This window comes from Planctomycetaceae bacterium (assembly GCA_041398825.1).
Classification (GTDB): Bacteria; Planctomycetota; Planctomycetia; order Planctomycetales; family Planctomycetaceae; genus F1-80-MAGs062.
Map to the genome: position 1 here is coordinate 41,929 of JAWKTX010000016.1, position 24,122 is coordinate 66,050.

The window sequence follows — 24,122 nt, forward strand, 5'->3', positions numbered from 1 at the left end:
ATGCTAGCTCAATTCCTGAATGATGCGTTCGACGCTTTCCAGCTGGGACTGCAGACTGGCGAGTGTCTCACGAATTTCGTTGACGACGTGGGGCGGTGCTTTGCTGACGAAACCTTCGTTCGCAAGTTTCTTCGAGTGGCCTTCGATAAACCCGTTGAGTTTTTCGCGTTCTTTCAGTTTGCGGTCCAGCTCTGCTTCACGGTCGATCAATCCTTCCAGAGGAATGAAACCGTCTGCATCATCCAGAGCGAAACTCGCGGACGCACCCGGTCGAGTGATGTCCACGCCCGCAGCTTCCAGCATGGTTCTTGCCAGATTATCGAACTGATCCGCAACAGCCTGAAGCTGGTCAGCCACTTCCGGCTGACACTTCATAAATAACTTCAGGGGTTCCTTCGGGCTGATCTTATACAACGCTCGCACATTGCGAATTGCCACAATGATTGTCTGGAGGCGTTCGAATCGTTTTTCCAGAGCCTGATCGATCAACGAAGAAGGCAGTTCAGGCCAGGCCGCAATCATCACACTTTCCGTTGCCTCGACCTGATCCGTAAGACCTCGTACTGGCGCGAGGTGATTGAGGCCATGCCAGAGTTCCTCCGTGATGAACGGTGCAAAAGGATGAAGCATTCGCAGCAGCGCGTCGGTTACAACCACCAGCACCCGCTGCGCAGTGGCACGGGTTTCTTCGTTTCGAAGTCGCGGCTTGACCATTTCCAGATACCAGTCGCAGTATTCATTCCACGTGAATTCGCGGACGGTGCGAGTGGCCTGATCAAAGTGATAGCGATTCAGCATCGTTGTCACTTCGTTAGTGGTCGTTGCCAAACGGCTCAGGATCCAGCGATCTTCCATCTGCAGGTCCGCCTCATTAACGGGATCAGGCGTGTATCCCTCCAGATTCATGAAAGCAAAGCGGCAGGCATTCCACAGCTTGTTGCAGAAATTGCGACCATATTCGAAACGTTCGCTGACAATCCTGGCAACCGACGCTCCTTCGTCCGGCGTGAACCAGGGACTTGGGAACTGAAATGGCTTCTTACACTTCGCACATCTGATAGACGGCGTTGCCCCGCCCATCGGTTTCATGTCCTGGTGCTCTTTCGTTTGAGGTGTGATGGCCTGGCAGTGCGGACATTCATACCCGACAGGAAGACGCACATCCTGTGTTTCACCACACAACGACGAGATAGTGAATCGCACCGCGTCTGTGCCGTACTTCTCAATCAACTCCAGTGGATCAACACCATTGCCTTTGGATTTGGACATCGTCTGTCCAAGTCCATCCAGGATCTTTGGATGAATATAAACGTGGCGGAATGGGACGTCTCCCATGTTGTAGAGTCCCGTCAGCACCATCCTCGCAACCCACAGCGTGATGATGTCACGAGATGTCACCAGAACGGACCCGGGGTAAAAGAAGTCCAGGACTTCATTGGATACTTCGTTTGAATCGTTTCCGGTTTCTGCCCCTGCCAGTGGCGGATTGTGCTTCAGATCCGGCCAACCCAGGGTCGCATGCGGCCAGAGCGCAGAACTGAACCACGTATCGAGAACGTCGGGGTCCTGTTCGAATCCGGCGGCTTCCAGTTTGGCTTCTATTTGTGGACACCCATCAGCGACACACACAAGCAGTGTCTTGTCCCCGGGCATGACGCCATCGGCAACGACCGCAGCAAGTTGTGAAAGATCACCGAACTCAGGCAATTCAAACAGGCCGCCATCGGCATGCGCAGCAATCTGCTCCGTCGATGCCGGTTTGCTCCAGATCGGAATCCGATGCCCCCACCAGAGCTGACGACTGATACACCAGTCTCTTTTTTCCCCAAGCCAGTCCATGTAAGTCTTCGTGTAACGCTGGGGGAAGATTCTGACACGACCATCTTCAACCGCATCCATGGCCGACTGTGCCAGCTGGTCCATTTTCACGAACCATTGATCACTGAGAAAAGGTTCAATGGCCGTCTTGCTGCGATCGCTGAACTTCATGGGAATTCTGCGGTCTTCAACTCCTTCGAACTGGCCGAGGTCCTCCATCTTTTTCACAATTGCTTTGCGGGCTTCCAGACGGTCGAGGCCCGCAAATTCGCCACCTTCTTCGTTGATCGTGCCGTCCGCATTCAGCACGTTGATCATGGGCAGATCATTGCGAAGACCGCAAGCATAGTCGTTCGGATCGTGAGCCGGCGTGACCTTAACGGCACCGGTACCTAGCTCTTTGTCAGCCAGAAGGGCGTCAGCAATGATCGGAATCAACCGGCCATTGACCGGGATCCGTACGCGCTGACCAATCAGGTCCGTATAGCGTTCGTCTGTCGGATGTACGCAAACCGCACTGTCGCCCAGCATGGTCTCCGGACGGGTTGTTGAGTAGCTGATTTTCTGACCGGTTGGTTTACCGGCATCATCAACAACCGGGTAGTTGAACGTCCAGAAATGACCATCGATGTCTTCGGTATAGACTTCGTCATCTGCAACCGCGGTTTGCAGATGGGTGTCCCAGTTAACCAGGCGCTTTCCACGAAAGATTTTGCCGTCGCAGAACATTTTGAAAAACGTTCGCCGGACCGCCTTGCTGCATACTTCGTCCAGGGTAAATCGAACACGCCGCCAGTCACAGCTCGCACCGATCTGCTTCAATTGATTCAGAATTCTTGCTTCGTACTGGTCTTTCCATTTCCAGATGCGATCCACCAGCGCCTCGCGACCGATGTCGTGGCGAGTCAGCCCTTCTTCCTCCAGCATCCGTCGTTCAACAACGGCCTGAGTCGCGATGCCGGCGTGATCTGTTCCCGGCATCCATAACGCTTCCTGTCCCTGCATCCGTCGCCAGCGAGTCAACAAATCCTGGACCGTGCCATTCAGACAGTGCCCCATGTGCAGGGCTCCCGTGACATTCGGCAACGGAATCATGATGGTGTGCTGTTCGCGATCTGCCTTTGGATCGGCGTTGCAGTACCCGCGAGATTCCCAGTGTTGTATCCAGCGGGATTGAACTTCAGATGGTTCGTAGGTTTTTGATAGTTCAGCAGACATTGCAGGATCTTCAGAATGGACGGGTTCAGTACCGAAATAAGGTTGTTTCAACAAAACCGGAAATCGTCGATGTGACGTTCTCCGGCATCGAAAAGACCCCAGGTGACATTGCTGGGAGTGCATGCTTCCGAAAACTCAGCATGCGCCCCCGCGCGACGCACGCCTGTGTCCGGAAATGAGCGGCTGTATGAGTACGACATTGGACGAGGAGAATAGTAGATAAGAGGAAATTAGTCACGATGCTGAACAAGCAGAGCGGTTCCGGAATTCATGCCCGATCATTGCCACAGCTTCTGTCTGGCATCCATCCTGAGATGGCGATGCATTGGGCGGAATCCATTGAAAACGCAAAATCCCATTCGAACATCATCACTTCAGCCTCGGGCGACGATCCCGCGGTCTTTGTGGATCTTGTATTCAAATGCGTCGACCAGAGCGATCCAGCTGGCTTCAATGACGTTCTCGCTGACCCCGACAGTGCTCCACATATCTTCTTTGTCTCGACTCTCAATCACGACACGGACCCGCGCTGCCGTGCCTTCACTGCTGTTAATCACGCGAACCTTATAGTCCACCAGACTCATGTCTGCGATGCCGGCGTAGGCCGGAGTCAGGGCTTTTCGCAGTGCAGAGTCCAGAGCGTTGACGGGACCATCGCCTTCGCCGACGACGTGCTGAGTGACATCGTCAATCAGGAGTTTGATCACAGCTTCTGTCATGGGTTCACGCGACTGGTTCTCCACATTGACGCGATAATGTTCCAGGGCAAACGTCGGCACGTAAGTACCAGCCTGCTTCATAACAAGTAAATCAAATGAGGCTTCAGCTGCTTCGAACTGATACCCTTCATTTTCCAGATCCTGAACGGCTTCAAGAATTCTGGACATCAACGCGTTGTCTTCCGCAATCTTGAACTTTGTCGTCTTGGCAACAATATTCGACCGACCTGATAATTCGCTCACCAGAACGCGACGCGCGTTTCCAACGGATTCGGGCGTGATATGTTCGTAACTGCGTGCGATCCGATTGACAGCATGGACATGCATGCCTCCCTTGTGGGCAAACGCACTGGAACCAACGAAAGGCTGACCGGGACGAAAGTTCATATTCGCCAGTTCGTAAACATAACGGGAAAGCTCCGTCAATCGCTGAATCCGCTCTGGCTGGAGCACTTCGTAGCCAAGCTTCAATGACAAGTTTGCGGCCACAGAAACCAGATCAACATTCCCGCAACGCTCACCAATTCCGTTGATCGTTCCCTGCACCTGAATCGCACCGGCGTAAACAGCTGATAAAGAATTTGCGACGGCCAGATCACAATCGTTGTGGCAATGGATGCCCACCCTGCAGTCGACTTCGGCACGCAGAGCAGCAACGGCTTCCGCAATCTGCTCGGGAAGATTGCCACCGTTCGTATCACACATGCAAATCATATCGGCACCGGCTTCAGCAGCCGCTTTCCAGGTCAGCACAGCGTACTCGGGGTTGGCTCGCCACCCGTCGAAACAGTGTTCCGCGTCGTAAATGACTTCGCGACCGTTTTCTTTCGCGAACGCCACAGAATCACGAATCATCGCCAGATTCTCTTCCAGCGAAACACGCAGAACTTCAGTGACATGCATATCCCACGTCTTGCCAACGATCGTAATCACCGGCGCCATGCTGTTCACCAGGGCCTGCATCCCTACGTCCTGAGCCGCCGTCACACCCTTGCGACGCGTCATTCCGAACGCGGTGATTTTCGCATGCTTCCATTCCATTTCAGCGGCACGCTGAAAGAATTCTTCATCCTTCGGATTGGAAAGCGGGTAACCTCCTTCGATGTAATCGAAACCCAATTCATCCAGTTTCAAAGCGATCATGAGTTTGTCCTGCAGAGAGAAGTTCACTCCTTCACCCTGAGAACCATCGCGCAAAGTCGTGTCGTAAAGCTGGATTCGAGGCATGATGTCGATCGTCTTTCAATGCCGCAGAGAGAACGCCGGGAAATAAAAAAACCCTCAGGGAATCCTGAGGGTTGTGTGTTTAATCAGCTGATTCCTCAGGCAAAGCAGCTCCGGTTGCAGACAATAATGTCGCAAATCACAGGAATCCGAATGAGGCTTTCGTTCTTCATGATAAAGCTGCTGCCGGGTAATACAGAGGTGGGAACTCTACGGAATAGAATACCGTGGCGTCAATTGAGTAACCGCTGTCCTGACAAATGTCCCGATAGAATCCCCACAGCTCCGGCTGCGGGCACTCAAATCAGCGATTCCAGCAACAACCGCAGTTTCCGAAGCTCCAGAAGGCGTTCCTCGCCCTGCATTGTCCCCGGAAACAAATCGATGGTCATCGTTCGCTGAAAATTACACTGACGCAGTCGACTCACGATCTCATTGTAGTCCACCACTCCCAAACCGCCGGGAACCTGAAGTTCGGTGGGGGATGTATCCCGAAGATGCAAATGCAGAACCTCGGGAAATACCACGTCAAAATCCACACTACCGCCAGTGCGACAGATAAAAAACGATGGATCAAGAGTGATGCCAAGGCCTTTCACGCTCTGACAAAGCTCTACAGCCGTATGAGGATCTTCACTCAAGAGCCCGGTCTTTGTCAGGATGCTGAGCCGCACCCCCTCCTGGTGGCAAAGAGAAACGCGTTCCCGCAGTCGATCAATCTCAGTGTTGAACGGCGTCCCGCGTGGCGATGCTTCAATTGTAATCTGGGCAATCTTGAGCAGTTTGGCGTATTCGACGATACCTGCGAAGGTGGGTAAATCGACGTCTGTCTCAAGAAAAATCGCCGATGGGCTTAGCCGACTTGCCTCACGAACCTGCCCTGCGTAGGCCTCCGGGTTTGCTGCAACCTGAGATGGCTTTAGCTGATCAGATGTTTCGTTCAGCCAGATTTCGACCTTGTCGAATCCCAAATCCTGAATCTGCAGACACGCTGCCGGAAACGCCAAATCCCACAGACTTCGCGTCGAAGCGGCAATATGCACAGTGACACTCCCTTATTCACAAACTGTTAATTTGCAGGTAGTTACGACATCCAAGAACTTGCCGCACCTGCTCCATCCTGCCCCAATGACTGTATTGCGACCGGCCAGTTTACGCAAGACCACACAATCTTCCTGTTTCAACATCGGGATGATTTGTAGGGATTTTGCACGATTGAGGAGCTTTGTTGCCGATAACGAATATGCGATCGATTGTTGAAGTCGTTGAAACAGAGTAGGCGACCGTCGTCGGCAACTTATTTTCACCACGGGACCTCCATTGGGTTTGCGGGGATGAACCGCAGAGGGGAGATGGAATCCATGTTTTCACGTGCAACTGCACTGCTGCTTTCGGGGGCGATTGGACTACTGGCCACTGGCTGCGCCTCAACGACGCCGACCTTTCGTGGTCAAAGCCCGGATGCCTTCTACGGTGGTCATGGGCAATGCGACCAGTGTCAGACGGGAATGTGCCAAACCGGTGCCTGCCCAACAGGAGGAAGTTGCCAAAGCGGCAACTGCAATCTGCCATTCCACCCGGTCCATCGAAACTTTCACACCTATTCGGTGCCTGGACAGTTGATGTACCCACCCGAGAATGCGCAGCCGGCCGTCTATCAGTATCCCTATTACACACTGCGTGGCCCGACAGATTTCTTCATGAAGTAGTCACAGCGATTCTGCACGAAACAGGTGCAGAACGAAACACGCAACTGCGATTTTCTGGTCGACTCGCTTCGACCGGTCAGTCGCAGTTTTTTTGCGCGCTTCACGAAAAATCAAACCAGAATCCCCGGGCACCGTTGCACTCAAAAGCCGTAAATATCCCGCCCGGCCTGAAGATTGCGTCGCAAACCCAGTTCGTCGGACAACACAAGCAGAATGTTCAGGACGACGCTGAAAGGAACAGCAATCAGCAAAACCGCCAGGGTATTGTTGGCAAACCTTCCCGGATCCTGGACCAGCGCCTGGATCAGCTCAATGAATTGGTGTCCGACGACACTGGCGGCGTCTGAAACAGCCGGTCCCTGGAACCCGGAAGCATGAATGGCCGCCTGATGAAGCACCGACACCAGCACGACCAACAAAGGTAGTTGCAGCAAGCCCGAAGCAGCAACTGACACGCGAGATCCCTCCCTTCCGGAATGTCCGGTGCGAAGGAGAAATGCGGCAATTATGATCGGAGAGACGATCGCCGCCAGTGGCAAACCGACCGGCCGAGCAATCCAGCTCAGTAGCAGAATGAACGAAAAGAGGACCACTCCCAGCGAATTTCGGAGCCAGCAGGCTGCAGCCACCGCGAGAGGAATCATCAGGCAACCCGAAGGTAATCTGTCGGGCCACGCTAATTCCACACAAAGTGTCATCCAGAGCAGCAAAGCAATCATCAACCCCGCCTTCATGGCTTCGCCTCCTCGCCCGAGCCTGGGGCCGGCAAATTCAGGTCGAGCCGAACGATGCCCACGTCATCCAGCTGCAGACTGGCGACGGCCGGACGCACTCGAATCGACCACTGCCCCCCCTGAAGAAATTCAGCCCTGCTGACTCGACCAAAGTAGAGACGTGGACCGTTCGTTCCGTTGATGTCGGCCGAAACGACATCGTCGCCAACGCTCACAGCTTCCGTGTAGGGGATTCCGTGGATTTCACATTCACTATCAGCATCCACGCCGGAGTCCGATGGGCCCTGACTTCCGGTAAGGATACCTTCCGCGCCGAAAAACTGACCCTGCGACGAAGTTCGCATCAACTGTACTCTGGCGGAGAATTCCGGATCGGTGACTGGCTGCACCAGGCTCACCCAGCGAGCTGTCTGGGCCACGCGTCCAACAACAACAGCCCCTGCCAGGACTCGATCACCTGCACTGACCTGATAATCAGTTCCCTTGTCCAGTAACCAACCGCTCCCGTCTACAATCAATTCGGAACGTGTGACTCCAGCGACTTTACCTGCGTCGACGATCAGATCGCGGAGAGAATCTGCAAGCCCTCGTGAACTGATCACACGCGCAGGCGTCACCAGAAACCGGTGCAGAGAACTGTTAGTACCCCCGGTATCAAAGCCTGCGGAATTTGTCGTCACAAGATCATCCACCTGCTGCAGCATGGCCTGCTGACGAAGCTGGTTGCGAAGTCGTGCGTTCTCAAGCAGCAATTGCCGGCGCTGCATTTCGCTTTGTTGATACTGCAACTCAATTCCGTCATTCGCAGTTTCATCCGAGATATTCTGTCGAGCATTCTGGCCCTCTGCTCTTTCGACAGAACCATCGGCAGCGTCCCCGACGTTTCCCAGGCTAACCAGCAATAATCGCCCGGGACTGAGAGAATCATGCAGGCGCGTGCGAAATCCGGACAATAAGCCGCAGGAATCTGCGACCAGCGCGATGGCGGACAGCAGGCTCATCGAAATGGCAGTCAGCCACATCCGCAGGCGATAGGTTTCTGCTCGCATGGCGTTACATCCGCTGCTGGCCGTCATCCAGCCCCGACTTCCACTTCTCAAGATGATCGAGACAAATCATCGCGCCGCGGGTCACAGTGGTGCGTGGTGAATCTGCCAGACGCACTGGTACTCCCAGGTGCTGGTTTAGATAGCGGTCGATACCTCGCAGAAGCGATCCGCCGCCGGTCAGCACAATACCTGTATCGGCCAGATCGGCGATCAGTTCCGGCTGACAGCGTTCAATCGTCCGACGGATACAGTCCACAATTTCTTCCAGCGGTTCGAACAGAGCGTGCCGTATTTCTTCGCTTGTCACAAGCGCCTTGCGAGGAATACCGCTGGCGGTATCGAGTCCACTGGCTTCGTAAGTCAGCTCATGATCAAGTGTCGCCGCGCTGCCGATGGCCATCTTCAGCTGCTCGGCCGTTTGCTCACCAATGCGCAGCGAATATCGTTTCCGCAGATAACGGACAATGGTATCGTCCATGGCGTCTCCGGCCGTTCGAATGGACTGCGACGCCACAACGTCCGCAAGACTCATAACAGCGACTTCCGTGGTCCCCCCTCCGATATCGCAAACCATGCTGGCAAGTGGTTCTGATACGGGCAGTCCCGCCCCAATTCCCGCGGCACGCGATTCGTCGATCAGCCAGATTCGTCCCGCTCCGGCGCGTTCCGCGCTGTTGAATACGGCTCGCCGTTCGACGGGCGTGATACATCCAGGAACAGCAATCACGACTCTTGGTCGAAGCCCTCGCGAACCGCCGACAGCCTTGCGAATAAAATACCGCAGCATTGCTTCGCAGAGTTCAAAATCGCTGATCACGCCGTGTTTGAGCGGGCGAACGGCCTGAATTCCCTCGGGGGTCCGCCCGAGCATCTGATAGGCAAGCTTCCCAACGGCCGCACCTCGACCAGCGATTCGGTTAGCACCGCGTGCCACTGCAACAACGGATGGTTCGTCAATTCGAATGCCTTCGCCCGGCAAACCAATCTGGGTGGAGGTCGTCCCCAGATCGATCGCAAGATCCGCGCAGAAACGTTTTCGAACCCAGGCAAGCATCCGTGCAGGCACCCGAAGAAAAGAGAAGATCAGCTGTATTCCGTTGTACGGAGGCCCTAATCTACGCCGAAACCGGCAAACACCGCAAGACTCACATTCACCCGGCGAAATCTGCCGCTGTTCGCGAACAACCTGACTGCCAGTCGCCCCTTCATCTTCGATTTTCAGCACGGCGAAAACGTCACAGCGAAGCGCCGCAGCACATCCAGCAATCTCTGTTAGTGAAGTCCACGGCAGCATCCCCGGCCAGCATCCGCAGGCTTCAACATGGGATGTGCTTCAGGGCCGTCAGGAAAACAGGCAATGAAAGCGAAAAGGGGCGAAACGCTGCCTCCGCATGCACCCGGAGACCGAACACCGCAGGGCTGCTTCCGTTAGGATCTGACCCGGTTTGGCTGGCCCCGCCGCACTTGGAGACAGCGTTTCGCCCCCGAACGACTGGTTCCGCTGCAATCAAATGGCAACGGATTTTGTGTTGTTGTCGACAAATGAAACGTTTCGATCGACAAGCCGCGATTATGCAGCGGTTGGCCTGCAGTCGCAATGCAAACTGACAGGTAAGTTCACATCAATCCATAAAGATGCGGGCGTACGACTGGAAAATGACGTCCAGAAGGGCTCGGCCTTCCTCTGTGGCTCGATATCGGACGAACCCTTCGCCCTTCACTGTCTCTTCCTCAACAATTCGGATGTTATCTTCTTCGCTGTACATCCATGAGGGTTGTTGAAGAAATCCGAACACCGCGTGCAATGCCGCTTCCTCCGCAGGAAGATACACCTCACCGTCGAGGAACAGCTGGTAGCCATACTCCTCCAGTTTGGGCCACGGAAGATCAGAGTCGCCGCCGCGATAGTAGGGTTCCAGCACAGAAGTCGGATCCGGCTTCATGTTGGGGTTGTGCAGCATGTCGATCGCGTTCCAGGGGCAGATCGTCAGCGTGTACAAATCCGTACTGTCATTGGGAGACCGGAAGCACATCTGGCAGCCAATGCAGCGACTGGTGTCGATCTGATGGTAGCTCTCTGAAGGAACCGGACTGACAACTTCATAGATGCAGTCCACTGGACAGACCGACGCACATGAGTTGCAGGAAGTGCAGCTGTCCTTGTTGATCACGTTGATGTAACGCGTCTCTTTCTTTCGGTCTGCCTTGCGAGTCCGAAAGTATTCCGTCATCGAAATGGTCATGGCGCTGGGCTTTGCCTGTGTCTTCGGAATTTTTGAGGTTCTTTATCGTGAGCGGGCAGTCGTCAGTAGCCATTCGTCAGTGGCCGGGCACGTTTTCGACGAAGCCGGTTCACTTTATCGGCGAACGATACCTCCGGATCGTACTTCGAACCATCCAGTCTGGCCTTTGCCATCGCTGAAATTTGTCCAGCCCCTCCGCGATTTCCTGCGCCTGAGAAGGAGTCGGGAACCTTTCCGATGCCATTTCAAAAGTTTTCAGGCAAAATCGGCCGCCCGATGAATCAGGCCGGCATCGTGGCAAACTTTCTTCTCTTACGGGACATTTCCGCCACGATGAGATGTCTTCAAGGCTGGTCCCTGGATCATTGGTGTTGGGGGAGATACTCTGCTGTCAGAATATTCACCCGTATGGCACCTTCCGCATGAATTCGCTTCGCTTATCGGAAAAATCGGTCGGCGAACGAGGCGTGCGACGAAAGCGTCGAGATCGAAAGCGGCAACAATGAAATTACCAAACCGCTGGTTCCACCTGATCGTGGCTGTATTGTTGTCTTTCTCCCTAGCCTCCTCCCATTCTGTTTCAGCCCTTGCTGGCCAACTTCAACCGCAGGATCCTGACTCAGCCGCTGTCAGAGAAGGCGGACACACAGCACCCGATCGGCGAAAAGCCCTGTCGGCTCAGGCGACAGCGACTCAGATCGACGCGATCCTTCACGACGTCTGGAACCAGCAGCAGATTGTTCCCTCCGAAATCGCCGGGGACGAAGAATTCATCCGACGTATTTACCTGGATCTGGCGGGCAGAATCCCTGCGGTTTCGGAAGTGCGAGAGTTTTTGAATAGCTCGTCTGAAAACAAACGGCTCCAGCTTGTCGATCATTTGCTCGACAACCCGGCCTACGTCCGCCATTTCACAATTGTCTGGCGGAACGCACTGATTCCCACAGCGAACAGTCAGGCGCAATTTCGAGGATTGATTCCGGGATTTGATGCGTGGCTTTGGCAACACATCGCAGAGAATACACCGTACGATCAGTTTGTCCGCGAGATCATTACGACTGAAGGCATCGGCTCCGCGGCCCCGGCACCCATTCTGAATTCGGCCAGCAATCCTTCCGCATTTTTTGCAGTGCGTGAATTAAAGCCGGAAAGTCTGGCAACGGGAACTTCACGCGCGTTCCTGGGAGTGCGGCTCGATTGTGCTCAATGCCACGACCATCCCTTCGACAAATGGAAGCAGGACCAATTCTGGAACCTGGCGGCCTTTTATTCGGGATTTCAGCAGCCCGCTGCCGACGGGCAACCAGCTGAAATGATGGTGGCCACCCGGGAGGACAAAACGGCTCGCTCGATCCGAATTCCGTCAACTGGCGAAACTGTTCCCGCCATTTTCCTTTCGGGCGTTGAGCCGAAATGGACATCAAACGATTCGCCACGCAATGTACTCGCGGACTGGATCACCTCGCCTGATAATCCGTGGTTCGCAAAGATGGCCGCAAATCGGTTGTGGGCGCAATTCATGGGGCAGGGGATCGTTCAGCCCATCGACGATTTCTCAGACAGTAACCCGCCATCTCATCCGGAGATTCTGCAGCTGCTGGCAGACCAGCTCGCAGCCCATGAGTTCGACCTGCGATTCCTGATTCGGGCGATCACCGCAACGCGGGCCTATCAGACATCAAGTACTCAAACACATGCCAGCCAGGCAGATCCCGCGATGTTCGCTCGCGCGCCGCTCAGGGGACTTACACCAGAACAGTTCTTTGACTCACTGGCAGAAGCCGTCGGATTCTATCAACCCTATCGTACGGACAACCCATTCGTCCTGGACGACAATTCGGCCCGCGCCCGGTTTCTGGATCTCTACCGTGACGATGCTGAAAGTCCCCTGCAGCGTGAAACCACCATTCTACAGGCGCTGGCGATGATGAATGGACAATTCATTTCGGATGCGACCAGCATCGAACGCAGCCAGACACTGCGTGCGGTCAGTGATTTCCCACTCATGAACGATGAAGACCGTCTGGAGACTTTGTTCCTGGCGACGCTCAGCCGAAAACCAACCGAGGAAGAAAAAAGCGATCTTATTCAATACATTCAGAATGGCGGCGCGACAAAGAATACGGAGCAGGCTCTTTCCGATATCTTCTGGGCTCTGCTGAACAGCAGCGAGTTCCTTCTGAATCACTAATTACCCGGATGAAAAACGTTTTGCGTTCCCGTGTCTTCGATACGGTCTCAAACCCTGTCTGACCGTTTTCTGAATTCCTTCTTTGCATCAGAAATTAAAGACTTTCCATCATGACCGAATCCACAACTGCGCTTTCGCCCGAACAACTACAGGCCGAAGCGAAACAGTTTCGTGAAGAGTTCGAACGCGTCCGGGATGCCGTTGGTCAGGTGATCGTGGGCCAGCAACGCGTGGTCGAAATTACGCTGACTGCCCTGTTCTGCGGGGGCAACGTTCTGCTCGAAGGTGTTCCGGGCCTTGGTAAGACAGAACTGGTGAAGGCGCTGTCTGGTGTCCTGAATCTGGACTTTCGACGAATTCAGTTCACGCCCGACCTGATGCCAGCCGACGTCATCGGGACAAACATGATGACAACAGACGAAAACGGCTCGTACCGCTTCGAATTCCGCAAGGGGCCAATCTTTACTCAACTGCTGCTGGCGGACGAAATCAATCGAGCCACTCCCAAGACACAATCCGCACTGCTCGAAACCATGCAGGAAGGCACAGTGACAACAGGCGGAACAACATATCGGCTGGAGCCTCCCTTCTTCGTACTGGCGACACAGAATCCCATTGAACAGGAAGGAACGTTTCCACTGCCTGAAGCGCAGCTGGACCGTTTCATGTACAAGGTGGTTGTGCCATTCCTGAATCGGGAGGAACTGAATGAAGTCGTCAGTCGCACCATTCTGAAAAAGAAGGTTCAGGTGGAGGCGATTCTTGATGGTCCCCGGATCCTTCATCTGCGAACGGTCCTTGACAGGGTCGTGGTGAGCGATCCTATGCGTGATTACGCCTGCCGAATGGTCCTGGCGACACACCCGGACACCCCATTCTGCACCGAGCAGGTGAAACGATTTCTGCGATGGGGCGCAAGCCCGCGTGCTGCACAGGCATTGATTCGTGGCGCGAGGGTGCGAGCGCTCAGTCAGGGGCGCGCTCATGTGGCATTCGAAGATATCCGTTATTTCGCACCGGAAGTACTTCAACACCGCGCTCTGCTGAATTACGACGGACAGGCCGAAGGGATTTCCGTACGTGACGTCATTGAAGAATGCATCACAAAACTACCGACTGAGGCAAAATGACCGGGTGATTGACGTTCTGCTTTTCGTACCAGCTCTCAATCAGTAAGTCTCTCAACTGAAAACTACACCCCGTGTCAACGTCCCAACTTACTTCTCTGTTCGACAATTCAATTCTGAATCAGATCGAACGCATGCGTCTGCTGCCTCGCCGACGGTTGACCAACCGAAGTCGTGGTGAGCACCTCTCGGGAAAGGGTGGCAGCAGTACAGACTTCGCCGACTACCGCGACTACGTGGCAGGAGACGACCTGCGTTACGTCGACTGGAATATCTTCGCGCGACTCAACCGGCCATACATTAAGCAATTCCAGCACGAAGAAGAGCTGCACGTTGTCCTTCTGGTTGACGCATCGACCAGCATGTTGTTTGAGGATAAACTGGCGCGAGCGAAACAACTGGCAGCAGCTTTCGGTGTGATGGCCTTACAAAGTGTTGAAAAAGTCAGTGCCTACGCCATCCACCAGCAGGATGGCCAGCCCTGGCGGCTTCCCGGCGGCACCGGACGTGCCAAAATCCGACCGATGCTTCAATTCATTGAGCAGGTCGAAGGTGGCGGGGCCGTCCCTATTGAATCCGCAATCGAGACGATGCTGCGTTTTCATCGAGGGCGTGGTATCGCCATCATTATCAGCGACTTCCTGACGCTGGGCGACCTGACGCGGCCGCTGAATCTACTGTACAGCAGCGGCCTTGAAGTTTGGGGGTTACAGGTTCTCGCGCCGTCGGAAATCCAACCCGATGTTCAGGGCGACCTGCGTTTCGTAGACAGCGAAACAGGAGAAACTCTGGATATCACAAACGCGGCGGAATTGTTGAATGTTTATCACGACCAGCGACTTTGGCTGCAGGAAACGCTGGACACGATGTGTCGACGACGAAATGGGAGATTCACGTCGATCGATTCCGTCACACCTCTGAACACCGTGCTGATGGATCAGCTTTGTCGACTGGGGTGGGTGCGAAGATGAGCTGGCCTGGTTTTAGCAACCTGTTTGGAGCGTGGTTTTTTCTGGCGATGATCCCGCTGATCATCCTGTATTTCCTGAAACTTAAACGGCCCCGCGTGGAGATTTCTTCGCTCGCACTGTGGCAGTCTGTGATCAACGATCAACGCGTTAATTCACCCTTCCAGAAATTCCGGCGTAACATTTTGTTACTTCTACAACTGCTGTTGCTGGCCATGCTGATTCTGGCATTGATGCAGCCCTTCCTGCAGTCCGGGGCAGAGAATGCAGAATACCTTCCCATCCTGGTAGATTGCTCCGCCAGCATGGGGGCAGTCGACCAGTCCGATGACAAAAGCCGGCTGGCCCTGGTGAAAGAACAAATTCAGGAATTGATCGACAACCTGCATGGCGATCAGAAAATTGCCCTGTTCTCATTTGCGTCCACAGGAAGACGGCTCACGGAATTCACCAATGATCGCCGCGTTCTCATTCGCGCGCTGGAATCTCTTTCTCCAACCGATATGCCGGGGCGGCTGGATGATGTTCTTCGTATGGCGGCCGCATACACTCGGACGTTCGACATAGAGAATGTGATTGTGATGACGGACGGCAACCTTCCTCCGAAAGTCGACTTCGAACTTCCATTTTCACTTGAGATTCGGCGTCTGGAAACCGGCGGCCCTAACATGGGCATCACCGAAATGAGTGCTCGGCGAACGGCAACCGACGAATGGGAAGTGTTCGTGCGAGTCGCCGGATCCACGAAAGACCTCCGCGGCGGAGAATTGCAGCTGTTTGAAAACGGCGAAAAATCAGCAGCGGAAATCGTCGAAGTAGCAGCCGATGAATCACAGCGTCTTGTGTTTCCGGTCTCTTCCGATCAAATGCGGCTGTTGGAAGCCAGACTGGTTCCGGCTGGCTTCGATTCCATGAAGAATGACAATTCTGTCTGGTTGACGTTGCCGGCCGTCCGCCCGCTGAAGGCATGGACGTCCCCGGGGCTTTATTCCTGGCAACATGCTCTGCGGGTCCTGCCGCAGGTTGAAGTTGAATCAACCGGTGAGAAACCTCCAGCGCCAGAATATGATCTCATCGTCAGTGATACGGAAGACGTGGGCGATGCTGCTGCGCCGGTGCAGGTGTTTGTTGGTGTCATTCCAGGAGATCTCCAGTCACTTGTGACCGTTGAGGAACAGGTCGCGACCGTTGTGGACTGGAATCGTACGGCGCCGCTGCTTCGGCATGTCCAGCTGGGGGACGTGCAGATCGGCGAGCAGCCAGCCTACGGCCAGGATGTGACGACAAAGGACCTCGAAGAAAGAGGGTACGAAGTGCTGATCGATGGCAATGAAGGCCCGTTACTGATTCAGCGACGTGAAGGATTAAAGACGTCATTCTGGTTCCTGTTTCATACAGACCGTTCTACGCTTCCGTATCGTCTCGGATTCCCGATCATGGCAGCCAACGCGGTGGAGACAGCATTGAAACAGGCTTCGCTGTCGGAAGTCAGTGCAGCGGCAACCGGAGTTCTGCCGGCGATAAGCGTTGACGCGTCCCGTGAATACAAAGTGAAAGGGCCTGAAGGGGATGAGGTCGTTTTGCAATCCTCCGGCAGCGGATTGTTATCGGGAGCATCCGCTGCACAAGTTGGTCGATACGATGTTTTCGATGGCAACGACTTGGTCACCTCAATTGGCACCGGATTGCTGAATCCACTGGAAACTTCCCTGGATTCTTCGGCCGAAATTCAGTTCAGCGAAATGAAGGTCGAAACCGAGGCTGATGCAGTACTCGAGAGTGACCGGCCTCTGTGGTGGATTCTGGCTCTGGCGGCGTTTTTCATCATGCTGCTGGAATGGTGGTACTACCAGCGCGGCAGAGGGGCGGTGGCATGAGAAACATTTTCAGCGGAGCAACCTATGGAGCAAAGGGTGTCGATGCGAACGAAGCACTTTCGCCACTACGATCCTCTCAACCCACGGCTGCGCTCAATTCAACTGCGGTCAACAAAGCTGCCGTAGCGATTTGTCTGTGGCGATGTGTCTTTTCTGCGCTGCTGGCAATTTCTTTTTCATCAGCTCTGACGCCCCTTGTCTCAGCACAGGAGACCCGTCAAACGAAGGAAGGCCGATCGTCTGTTTATCCCTATCCCGTCCGGATGCGAATCGAATTGCTTTCCATTCGAAACAGATCGTGCAGCCCGGTACCTGTGCAAATCAAGCTGGAATACAACAGCCCGAAAATCATGCAGGGGGAACTTCATCTGAACCTGCATGATGCACTGGATATCCGCGGCCAGGAAGACATGGTTGCTTCAATGGTCATCCCCGACATCGTGCTCAGCGGCGGCGACTATGTTTTTAACACCATACTGCCCCCGGTGCAGACGTCGAATATCCAGAACCTGGCCGTTCAGGCCTGGTTCCAAACCGAAACGGATCGTTACCCGCTGAGTTCCTCGCTGAAAGAAGTGAATCCCCCGAAACCGCACGACCTGTTGATGCCGAGTCCCTACGAACGAGTGTCTCTGCTGTGTTCCTGCACCGGCAACACGGTGTTCGGCAGTTCGTCCGCCAACAAATCCTTCCTTGATCGTGCGCTTTCGCTTGAGAACTACAACCCGAAGAAACTGCTGGATCAGGAAGTACCGGACCCCGGAGCCCCGGGTGTGCGCGGCAATCAGGCAACCGGTGAACATATTCAGTTCTTTTCCACGACCTGGGCCTCACGTGATCTCCCTGAAGATCCCCTGGAATATTGCTGCTTTGATATTGTGCTTTTGTCGGACGGCGCACTCTCACGACTGTCGTCCGCGCAAATGGATGCATTGACGATCTGGCTGCGGGCCGGGGGCAGCCTTTGCGTCATTCCTGATGGTTCGCTTCGGCAGGTTCACGTGAACTTTCTCCAGTCACTGGTGGGCAGTCACCGAGCAGCACCGCCGATGCTTCTGGCAGACGACGGTAGCCTGATTGACGAAACCCTTCTTCAGGGTCAGCCGATTTATTCGAAACTGGATCTCGGGCGAATTGTCATTCTGCCCGTTCACGATGACCTGAAGTCGCATCTGTCAAAGGTGGATCTTGGTCGCATCGTCGCGTGGTTATGGAAGGTGAAATCTTCCCGCAGCGTCCGGCAGGGCAGGGACTGGCACCGGGAAGATCTCATTCAGTACCTGAATCAGCACGGCGTCAACGTGAAGAAGGATGAACGCGGTTACTATATCGAGAATCACTATGGCGGAGACCAAACGTATCGACAGGATCTTTCCGAAGAGCAGATTCGGGCGACGTATGGAGTCGACAGCCGCCTGGCGCCTGTTCGATCAGAAATTCTCGAAATTGCGGCCGAAGATCTGTTGCCACAGGATGTTGAGATGGTCCCCACGTGGATTATTTCCGTCATCCTGATTGCATACGTCGTCACCATCGGCCCGATCGACTATCTCGTGCTGGGTGCGCTGAAGATCCGCAAAGCAACGTGGATAGTCTTCCCGATTGTCACCGCCGCATTCACTTTGCTGACAATATCCGTGGCCCACCACTACATGGGCAGCACGGAAACCGGAGGGACCATCGATATCATCGACATTGGAGAAGGCGGCAAACCCATCCGGCGAACAGTACTGGAGATGCTGTTCTATGGTTCACGTGCAACCCATTCTGAAGAGTATTCAAACCAATTCACCACGGCGGCAGCGGAATTCCTGCCTCAAAGCAATTATGGATATTCGAGCGAGGCAGCCGTCAGTAGTGGTGGAAAAGCACTGCGATTCGAAGGTCATTTCCCAACCAGTTACGTAATGGCTCAGGATGTTCAGCAATGGTCACCACAGATTAATCGGACATTCCAGCTGGCCCCCCGGGATATCACACTGCCCGGGATCGACTGGACGGATCCGGATCTGGTGAGCACGAATGAAGGTCGCACCCGCCTGGCAGATTCCATTCGGTCATTATCCAACGGAGAATCCGTCTGGCATGCCGCGGTGCTTCACAGTGGAGAAACGCTATCCATCACTGGCTCTGCAGTCTTCAACTTGACTCACGGGGAGAATCTGCGGATCGGTCCGTATGGATACCAGAATCATTTTCATCAGTATTCGATGTACGGTGGGCTTGCGAGCGTCACCCAAACGAGCGACCAAACCGGGTATTTCAACCTGGTGTCTCGTGTCTCTCCCGAAGGATCCGGCATGCTTGAGGACCTCTGTATGTCAGATTCGAGCGACCCTTCAGAATGGGTGCTGATCGTCGTGCAGACGACTGAAAATGACTACAAAGTTTACCGCAGGTTCTACAACATTCCGTCGGAAGACAGCAATGACTAATTCTGCAGACATCACTTCCGCAGCCACCAGAGATTCTTCTGACAAAACAGAGAGTGCAGCTCCATCGGCTGCAACAACATCGAAGCCACTTGCCGTCTGTATTCGCGATCTCCGCGTGAACTACGGCAAGTTCGAAGCGGTCAAAGGCATTTCGCTTGATATTCCGCAGGGGGAAGTCTTTGGATTTATTGGTCCGAACGGCGCAGGCAAATCGTCTACCATTCGCGTACTGGCGACGCTGCAGCCTAGATTCCGGGGCATGGCAATGGTCTGTGGTCTGGACGTGCTGAGCAATCCTCAGCGCGTTCGCGAAGTCATGGGCTACATGCCGGACTTCTTTGGTGTGTATGAAGACCTGACGGCACTCGAGTATCTGCATTTTTTTGCAGCGGCCTACAAACTCCCGGTCTCGAAACGCCGTGGTGTGATTGACGACGTTCTCGCGCTGACGGATCTGACACATAAAGCCGACTCCCCCGTCGACGGACTCTCACGTGGCATGAAACAACGTCTCGCCCTGGCTCGCGTTCTGCTGCATGATCCGCAGGTATTGTTACTGGACGAACCCACCAGCGGACTTGACCCCCGCGCTCGTATCGAAGTTCGCGAACTGCTGAAGGCACTTCGAGGAATGGGGAAAACGATCCTGATCAGCAGCCATATTCTTGAAGAACTAAGTCAGCTGTGCACTCGGATTGGAATTATCGAAACGGGTTTGCTGGTCGCTGAAGGTTCACTGTCAGATATCTACCGACAGCTGCAACTGAAGCGCGTGATCCATATTCGAAGTGAGAACGCTTCAGAGGAACTGCTGGCTCGAGTGCGGGAAATCCATGGCGTCGATTCTGTCGAACAGCAGGTCGACCGCTGGGCGATTCGACTCCATGAAGATCAGACGTCAGTAGGCGACCTTCATCAGGCGCTCGTCGAAAGCGGAGCAAGACTGGTCATGTTTCAGCCGGAAGCCATGGATATGGAGACCGCATTCATGAAGCTGACGGAAGGAAAGACTGCATGAGTCTGCGATCGCTGATCCCTCAGCTTCCGTTACTGCGGCGTGAACTCACCGAACTGGCCAACCGGCGGGCGACGTACATCATCCGTATCGTCGGTGCGTTGATTCTGCTGACTCTTGTGCTGATTGCTTTTCAAAACTCGGTTATGAACGTGACCGGAGGATGGTTTGCTTCCGGAGCGTCAACGGGAGTGCCGGGAAATAAATACTTTGGTATTGGAGGAGAAGTCTTTAAGGATATTGTTCCCTGGTTATTCCACAGCGTTCAGCTTCTGATGCCCGCGCTGGTTTGTGGTTCGATCACAATGGAAAAGGAACGGAACACACTGGGAACTCTGCTGCTCACCAGGTTATCCCCCTTCACCATTGTCCTCGAGAAACTTGGCAGTCGAATGGTGCCCATGGTGACATTTCTGCTCCTGACGTTTCCGCTGCTGGCATACGTCTACTCCCTGGGGGGCGTCGACACATCCGTCCTGTTGAGTACCATCTGGCTGTTGAGCTGCGAGTGTCTGCTGTATGCATCCATCGGACTGATGTGCAGCGCCTGGTTTATGACAACGGTGAGTGCCTTCGTATGCTCCTACGTGATTGTATTGCTGCTCCTGATGTCGTCCGGTGCCATGGGAGTTCTGACCCTGACTCCGTTTGATATCTGGCAGGGGTTTGTTGCGAGCCCGGCAAATCCCGGCTTCGGTGTCCGCCGCGGGTTGATCAATCTGTTTCTGAACGCCGTGGCGAACTTCGGGGTGATTGGCGTAATTGCGATCTCAGTCCCATCGCTCACGTTGAGCGTAATTTGTGTGCTCATGTCGCGAGTTTTCCTGATAAGACGAGCGTTCATCACACCAACATCACCGATTCTGAAGTTATTCAAACTGATTGACCGTTTCTTTGTATCTCTCAACAACCGGACAACGCGCGGCATCGAGATCATCAAGGATTCAAATACACTTCCAACCTTCGATCCCATCGCATGGCGTGAACTGACGCGAAAGTCCCTTGGGAAAGCGAGATACCTGTTTCGTGTTTTGACCGCTTTGGAAGTACCGACCATTTTCATCTGTGCGTTGGCAGCCATTTCCAACGGCGCCACTGGATTTTCAGGGCTGCGAGTCTTAATGGTAATGCTGTGGGCACTTGTGGTTCTGGTCATTACCGTCAAAGCCTCTACGGCGATTTCCTCCGAACGCTCACGCGAAACCATTGAGCCCCTGCTGGCGTCTCCAATGACATCGCGGCAGATCTTTCTTGAAAAAGTCAAAGGCATGAAACGCCTGATGCTGATGCTGGCAGTCCCCATCGGCACAGTTCATCTGACGTTGCTCCTGCTGCATCATGATATTCGTGGTCTGATCGAGCCGGGCGCTCTGTCACTTGCAATGACGATGCTCGGCTACGTTCTTTTAACAACGCTGTCGACTGCGAATGCCCTGTTTCTGCTTTCCTGGCTGGCTGCCGGAGTGGGTGCCTGGTGCAAATCGCAGTCGCGTTCAGTGCTGATGGGTGTCGTAGCAAATGGTTCGATAACCATTCTGCCGCTCTTCGCCGCGATGATTATTGCAAGCGTCGCTTCTTACATCCGTCCAACGCCCAATTGGGAACCCCAGCCCGCGCCGCGGGCCAGCTATATTGCATTTGCCGCAACGCCAATTGGACCGGTCTTGTTTTCGGAACTGTACCTTCAGGAAACATCGGGCTACACCTATCATAGCCTTCCCCGTATGGAATCCACACGTGGAGCCACATTTCTGGCAGCACTGTTCATGCTTGTGATCCAGATATTCATTCACTTGTTGGTTCGAACCGGAGTACTACACCTGTCTTCCAGACTACTGAATCGCTGCGAAAGTCGTTCGAATTCAACTGAACAGCTCTATGGCCTGCAACGGGCGGAGATCTAGATGTTATCCCAAACGCGGACGTCTCCGCGAAATCTGTCAATCGTCATTTGCCTGCTGCTTCTTGCCGCTGCAGGTGAACAGGTTCATGCACAAAACAAACGCATACGGATCGCAGAGACGCTCTGGGGATTTGATGGCCGCGTCGTTCCGGGGCAATTCAATCCGGTCTCTGTACTACTGGACAATCTGACAGACGATGCTGTTGAAGGCGTCGTGACACTGCAGGGGGTTTCAGGGATGCTTCAGGATGTCGGAGGACGTCTCGCAGAACCGCTGTATCTGTCTCCGCACACCATGCGATGGGTTCAGTTTTATCCGTACGTCAGCCGTGAAGCTACGACCTGGCGGCTGGCAATTCGTACAGACAAGGGAGTTATCTTTGCTAACGAACTGACTCAGGGACGATCTGTATTCAGTGATGCGCTGGACGGTACTGATGCAAAGACTGCTTCCGCGGTGATTCTTGATCCATCAGGCTTGACCAATCGGATTCCGACCAGCGTCAAGCACATGCCCGCAGAAATATTCCCTCCATACTCTACGGCTTTGGTGGGGCTACAGGTGCTATTTTTGGACCACGTTCCTGACTGGGAAACCCCACGACAGGATGCCCTGTTGTCATGGGTGCGATCTGGCGGAGAACTCCACCTGCTTCGCGACAGTAATCGTCAGTCACTGGTCTTTCCATCGGCAATGGCCGATCTGAATCAACCCTTTGACGATTTTCTTCTGGGATCCGGCCGCGTTGTTCGACACGACATCCAAAGAAGTGAACTGTCTCAGGCCATTGTCTACCCAATCACCCTCCAAATGGGATTTTCGGAAGACCCGGATCGGGTGGAGATTAAGCAACAGAATGAAATCAAAGTTCGTTCCAGCGTCTCGGCCCCGTCCGTCATTGACGAGGAATTATTTGCGGGGATGCGTTTGCTGACACAGCCCGAACATGCGTGGTGGCTGATTTTTCTGATGTCGCTTTGCTACATCGGACTGATCTTTCCAGGATGCTGGTTCCTGTCTCAGAACAAGAAGTATCACTACCTGGTCACTTACGGTACGATTGCCGGACTTTCGGTCCTTTTCAGCATTATTTTCCTGCTGATTGGACGTCGAGGTTATGGTGAATCGACTGTGTCGCATTCCGTTGCCGTCGCAAGAATGGAAGACCCCGGCCACTGGAATATGCTTCAGTGGACAACTCTGTTCGTTACTGACGGCGACGAATACATTTTCAGTGCCAGGGATCAGCAGGCATTATTCTCGGCCGGGGATTCTCAGGAGCAGGTTGCCGCCACGATCGTTCCGGGCAACAAGGCAACATTTGCCGGGCAGATCCCTCCATTCAGTTCACAGACTATCATCAGCCGGCGGCGTATTTCACTTCCGGACTGGAAACTGAGTCTGGTCGCGATGAATGGCGACGGGCGTGAGTTGATTGACGTCCTGATTTCGACGGGACAGGGGTTTCCGTCAGGGAAGGATACCGACCTGCTACTGCTGTACGGAAAGCGCCTATACCGTGGTGCGTACGACGCAACCAACAAAACAATTGTTAAAGGTGCGTCGATTCAGACACTGGACGATTTCTGTGCGACAAGACGGACCTTCGAATACCAGTCATTCTGGATGCCCATGGTTGAACAGGCAGATGATCCACGCACCAAATCAGAGCGATTCATGGATGAATCAATCTATGGTCTGATGGCCAGAAGCCTTGTCGATGATGGGGTTGTCGTGCCCGAAGCATATACACTTCCTCCCGATCGAGTGCGGTTGTACGTCTACACAAATACTCTGGACGGCGCGATGCCGGACCTGAATGCTGAAACAAAAACCGAAGGCCGCATACTCTTTGTATGTGACCTGCCCCTTGAAAAAGAATAGACCACAG

General features: G+C 54.1%; 16 protein-coding genes. 9 read left to right on the top strand and 7 right to left on the bottom strand.

Annotated elements, in window-relative coordinates:
• Nucleotides 1-3: 3 nt before the first annotated feature.
• From R3C20_22800 to R3C20_22810, 3 genes are all read right to left on the bottom strand, one after another.
• Nucleotides 4-3,036 (bottom strand): valine--tRNA ligase, encoded by a 3,033-nt coding sequence (locus tag R3C20_22800; GenBank protein ID MEZ6043337.1) that lies wholly within the window; start codon nucleotides 3,034-3,036, stop codon nucleotides 4-6.
• A 374-nt stretch (nucleotides 3,037-3,410) separates the two neighbouring features.
• Entirely contained in the window at nucleotides 3,411-4,982 is a 1,572-nt protein-coding gene (cimA, locus tag R3C20_22805) for a citramalate synthase (GenBank protein MEZ6043338.1), read from the bottom strand.
• Between the two features lie 296 nt (nucleotides 4,983-5,278).
• Nucleotides 5,279-6,022, bottom strand: coding sequence for a TIM barrel protein (locus R3C20_22810; protein MEZ6043339.1), 744 nt, complete (start codon nucleotides 6,020-6,022; stop codon nucleotides 5,279-5,281).
• A gap of 318 nt (nucleotides 6,023-6,340) precedes the next feature.
• Here R3C20_22810 and R3C20_22815 point away from each other — a divergent pair, with 318 nt between their 5' ends.
• Complete coding sequence (locus R3C20_22815) at nucleotides 6,341-6,688, top strand: hypothetical protein (protein ID MEZ6043340.1); 348 nt, start codon at nucleotides 6,341-6,343, stop codon at nucleotides 6,686-6,688.
• Nucleotides 6,689-6,828: 140 nt separating this feature from the next.
• On the opposite strand, the gene R3C20_22820 is transcribed toward R3C20_22815, so the two are convergent.
• The 4 genes from R3C20_22820 to R3C20_22835 form a co-directional block, all read right to left on the bottom strand.
• Nucleotides 6,829-7,422 (bottom strand): hypothetical protein, encoded by a 594-nt coding sequence (locus R3C20_22820; GenBank protein ID MEZ6043341.1) that lies wholly within the window; start codon nucleotides 7,420-7,422, stop codon nucleotides 6,829-6,831.
• A complete protein-coding gene (locus R3C20_22825; GenBank protein ID MEZ6043342.1) occupies nucleotides 7,419-8,498 on the bottom strand; it encodes a rod shape-determining protein MreC in 1,080 nt (359 codons plus the stop codon). The genes R3C20_22820 and R3C20_22825 overlap by 4 nt, the downstream gene beginning before the upstream one ends.
• A complete protein-coding gene (locus R3C20_22830) occupies nucleotides 8,476-9,525 on the bottom strand; it encodes a rod shape-determining protein (protein ID MEZ6043343.1) in 1,050 nt (349 codons plus the stop codon). The genes R3C20_22825 and R3C20_22830 overlap by 23 nt, the downstream gene beginning before the upstream one ends.
• A gap of 568 nt (nucleotides 9,526-10,093) precedes the next feature.
• The gene (locus R3C20_22835; protein MEZ6043344.1) at nucleotides 10,094-10,714 is read right to left on the bottom strand and encodes a 4Fe-4S binding protein; all 621 of its coding nucleotides are present in this window, start codon (nucleotides 10,712-10,714) and stop codon (nucleotides 10,094-10,096) included.
• A gap of 502 nt (nucleotides 10,715-11,216) precedes the next feature.
• On the opposite strand from R3C20_22835, the gene R3C20_22840 reads away from it, so the two are divergent.
• The 8 genes from R3C20_22840 (at nucleotide 11,217) to R3C20_22875 (ending at nucleotide 24,115) form a co-directional block, all read left to right on the top strand.
• Nucleotides 11,217-12,905 carry a DUF1549 and DUF1553 domain-containing protein gene (locus R3C20_22840; protein MEZ6043345.1) on the top strand — a complete coding sequence of 563 codons (1,689 nt, stop codon included), beginning with the start codon at nucleotides 11,217-11,219 and terminating at the stop codon, nucleotides 12,903-12,905.
• Nucleotides 12,906-13,015: 110 nt separating this feature from the next.
• The gene (locus R3C20_22845; GenBank protein ID MEZ6043346.1) at nucleotides 13,016-14,035 is read left to right on the top strand and encodes a MoxR family ATPase; all 1,020 of its coding nucleotides are present in this window, start codon (nucleotides 13,016-13,018) and stop codon (nucleotides 14,033-14,035) included.
• Between the two features lie 71 nt (nucleotides 14,036-14,106).
• Nucleotides 14,107-15,003, top strand: coding sequence for a DUF58 domain-containing protein (locus R3C20_22850; protein MEZ6043347.1), 897 nt, complete (start codon nucleotides 14,107-14,109; stop codon nucleotides 15,001-15,003).
• Nucleotides 15,000-16,877 carry a BatA and WFA domain-containing protein gene (locus tag R3C20_22855; protein ID MEZ6043348.1) on the top strand — a complete coding sequence of 626 codons (1,878 nt, stop codon included), beginning with the start codon at nucleotides 15,000-15,002 and terminating at the stop codon, nucleotides 16,875-16,877. Before R3C20_22850 ends, R3C20_22855 begins: the two co-directional genes overlap by 4 nt.
• The gene (locus R3C20_22860) at nucleotides 16,874-19,312 is read left to right on the top strand and encodes a hypothetical protein (protein ID MEZ6043349.1); all 2,439 of its coding nucleotides are present in this window, start codon (nucleotides 16,874-16,876) and stop codon (nucleotides 19,310-19,312) included. The genes R3C20_22855 and R3C20_22860 overlap by 4 nt, the downstream gene beginning before the upstream one ends.
• Nucleotides 19,305-20,330: an ABC transporter ATP-binding protein gene (locus R3C20_22865; GenBank protein MEZ6043350.1), complete on the top strand. Its 1,026-nt coding sequence runs from the start codon at nucleotides 19,305-19,307 to the stop codon at nucleotides 20,328-20,330. Before R3C20_22860 ends, R3C20_22865 begins: the two co-directional genes overlap by 8 nt.
• Entirely contained in the window at nucleotides 20,327-22,231 is a 1,905-nt protein-coding gene (locus R3C20_22870) for a hypothetical protein (GenBank protein ID MEZ6043351.1), read from the top strand. The genes R3C20_22865 and R3C20_22870 overlap by 4 nt, the downstream gene beginning before the upstream one ends.
• Nucleotides 22,232-24,115, top strand: coding sequence for a hypothetical protein (locus tag R3C20_22875; protein ID MEZ6043352.1), 1,884 nt, complete (start codon nucleotides 22,232-22,234; stop codon nucleotides 24,113-24,115). It begins immediately after the preceding gene.
• Nucleotides 24,116-24,122: the final 7 nt, after the last annotated feature.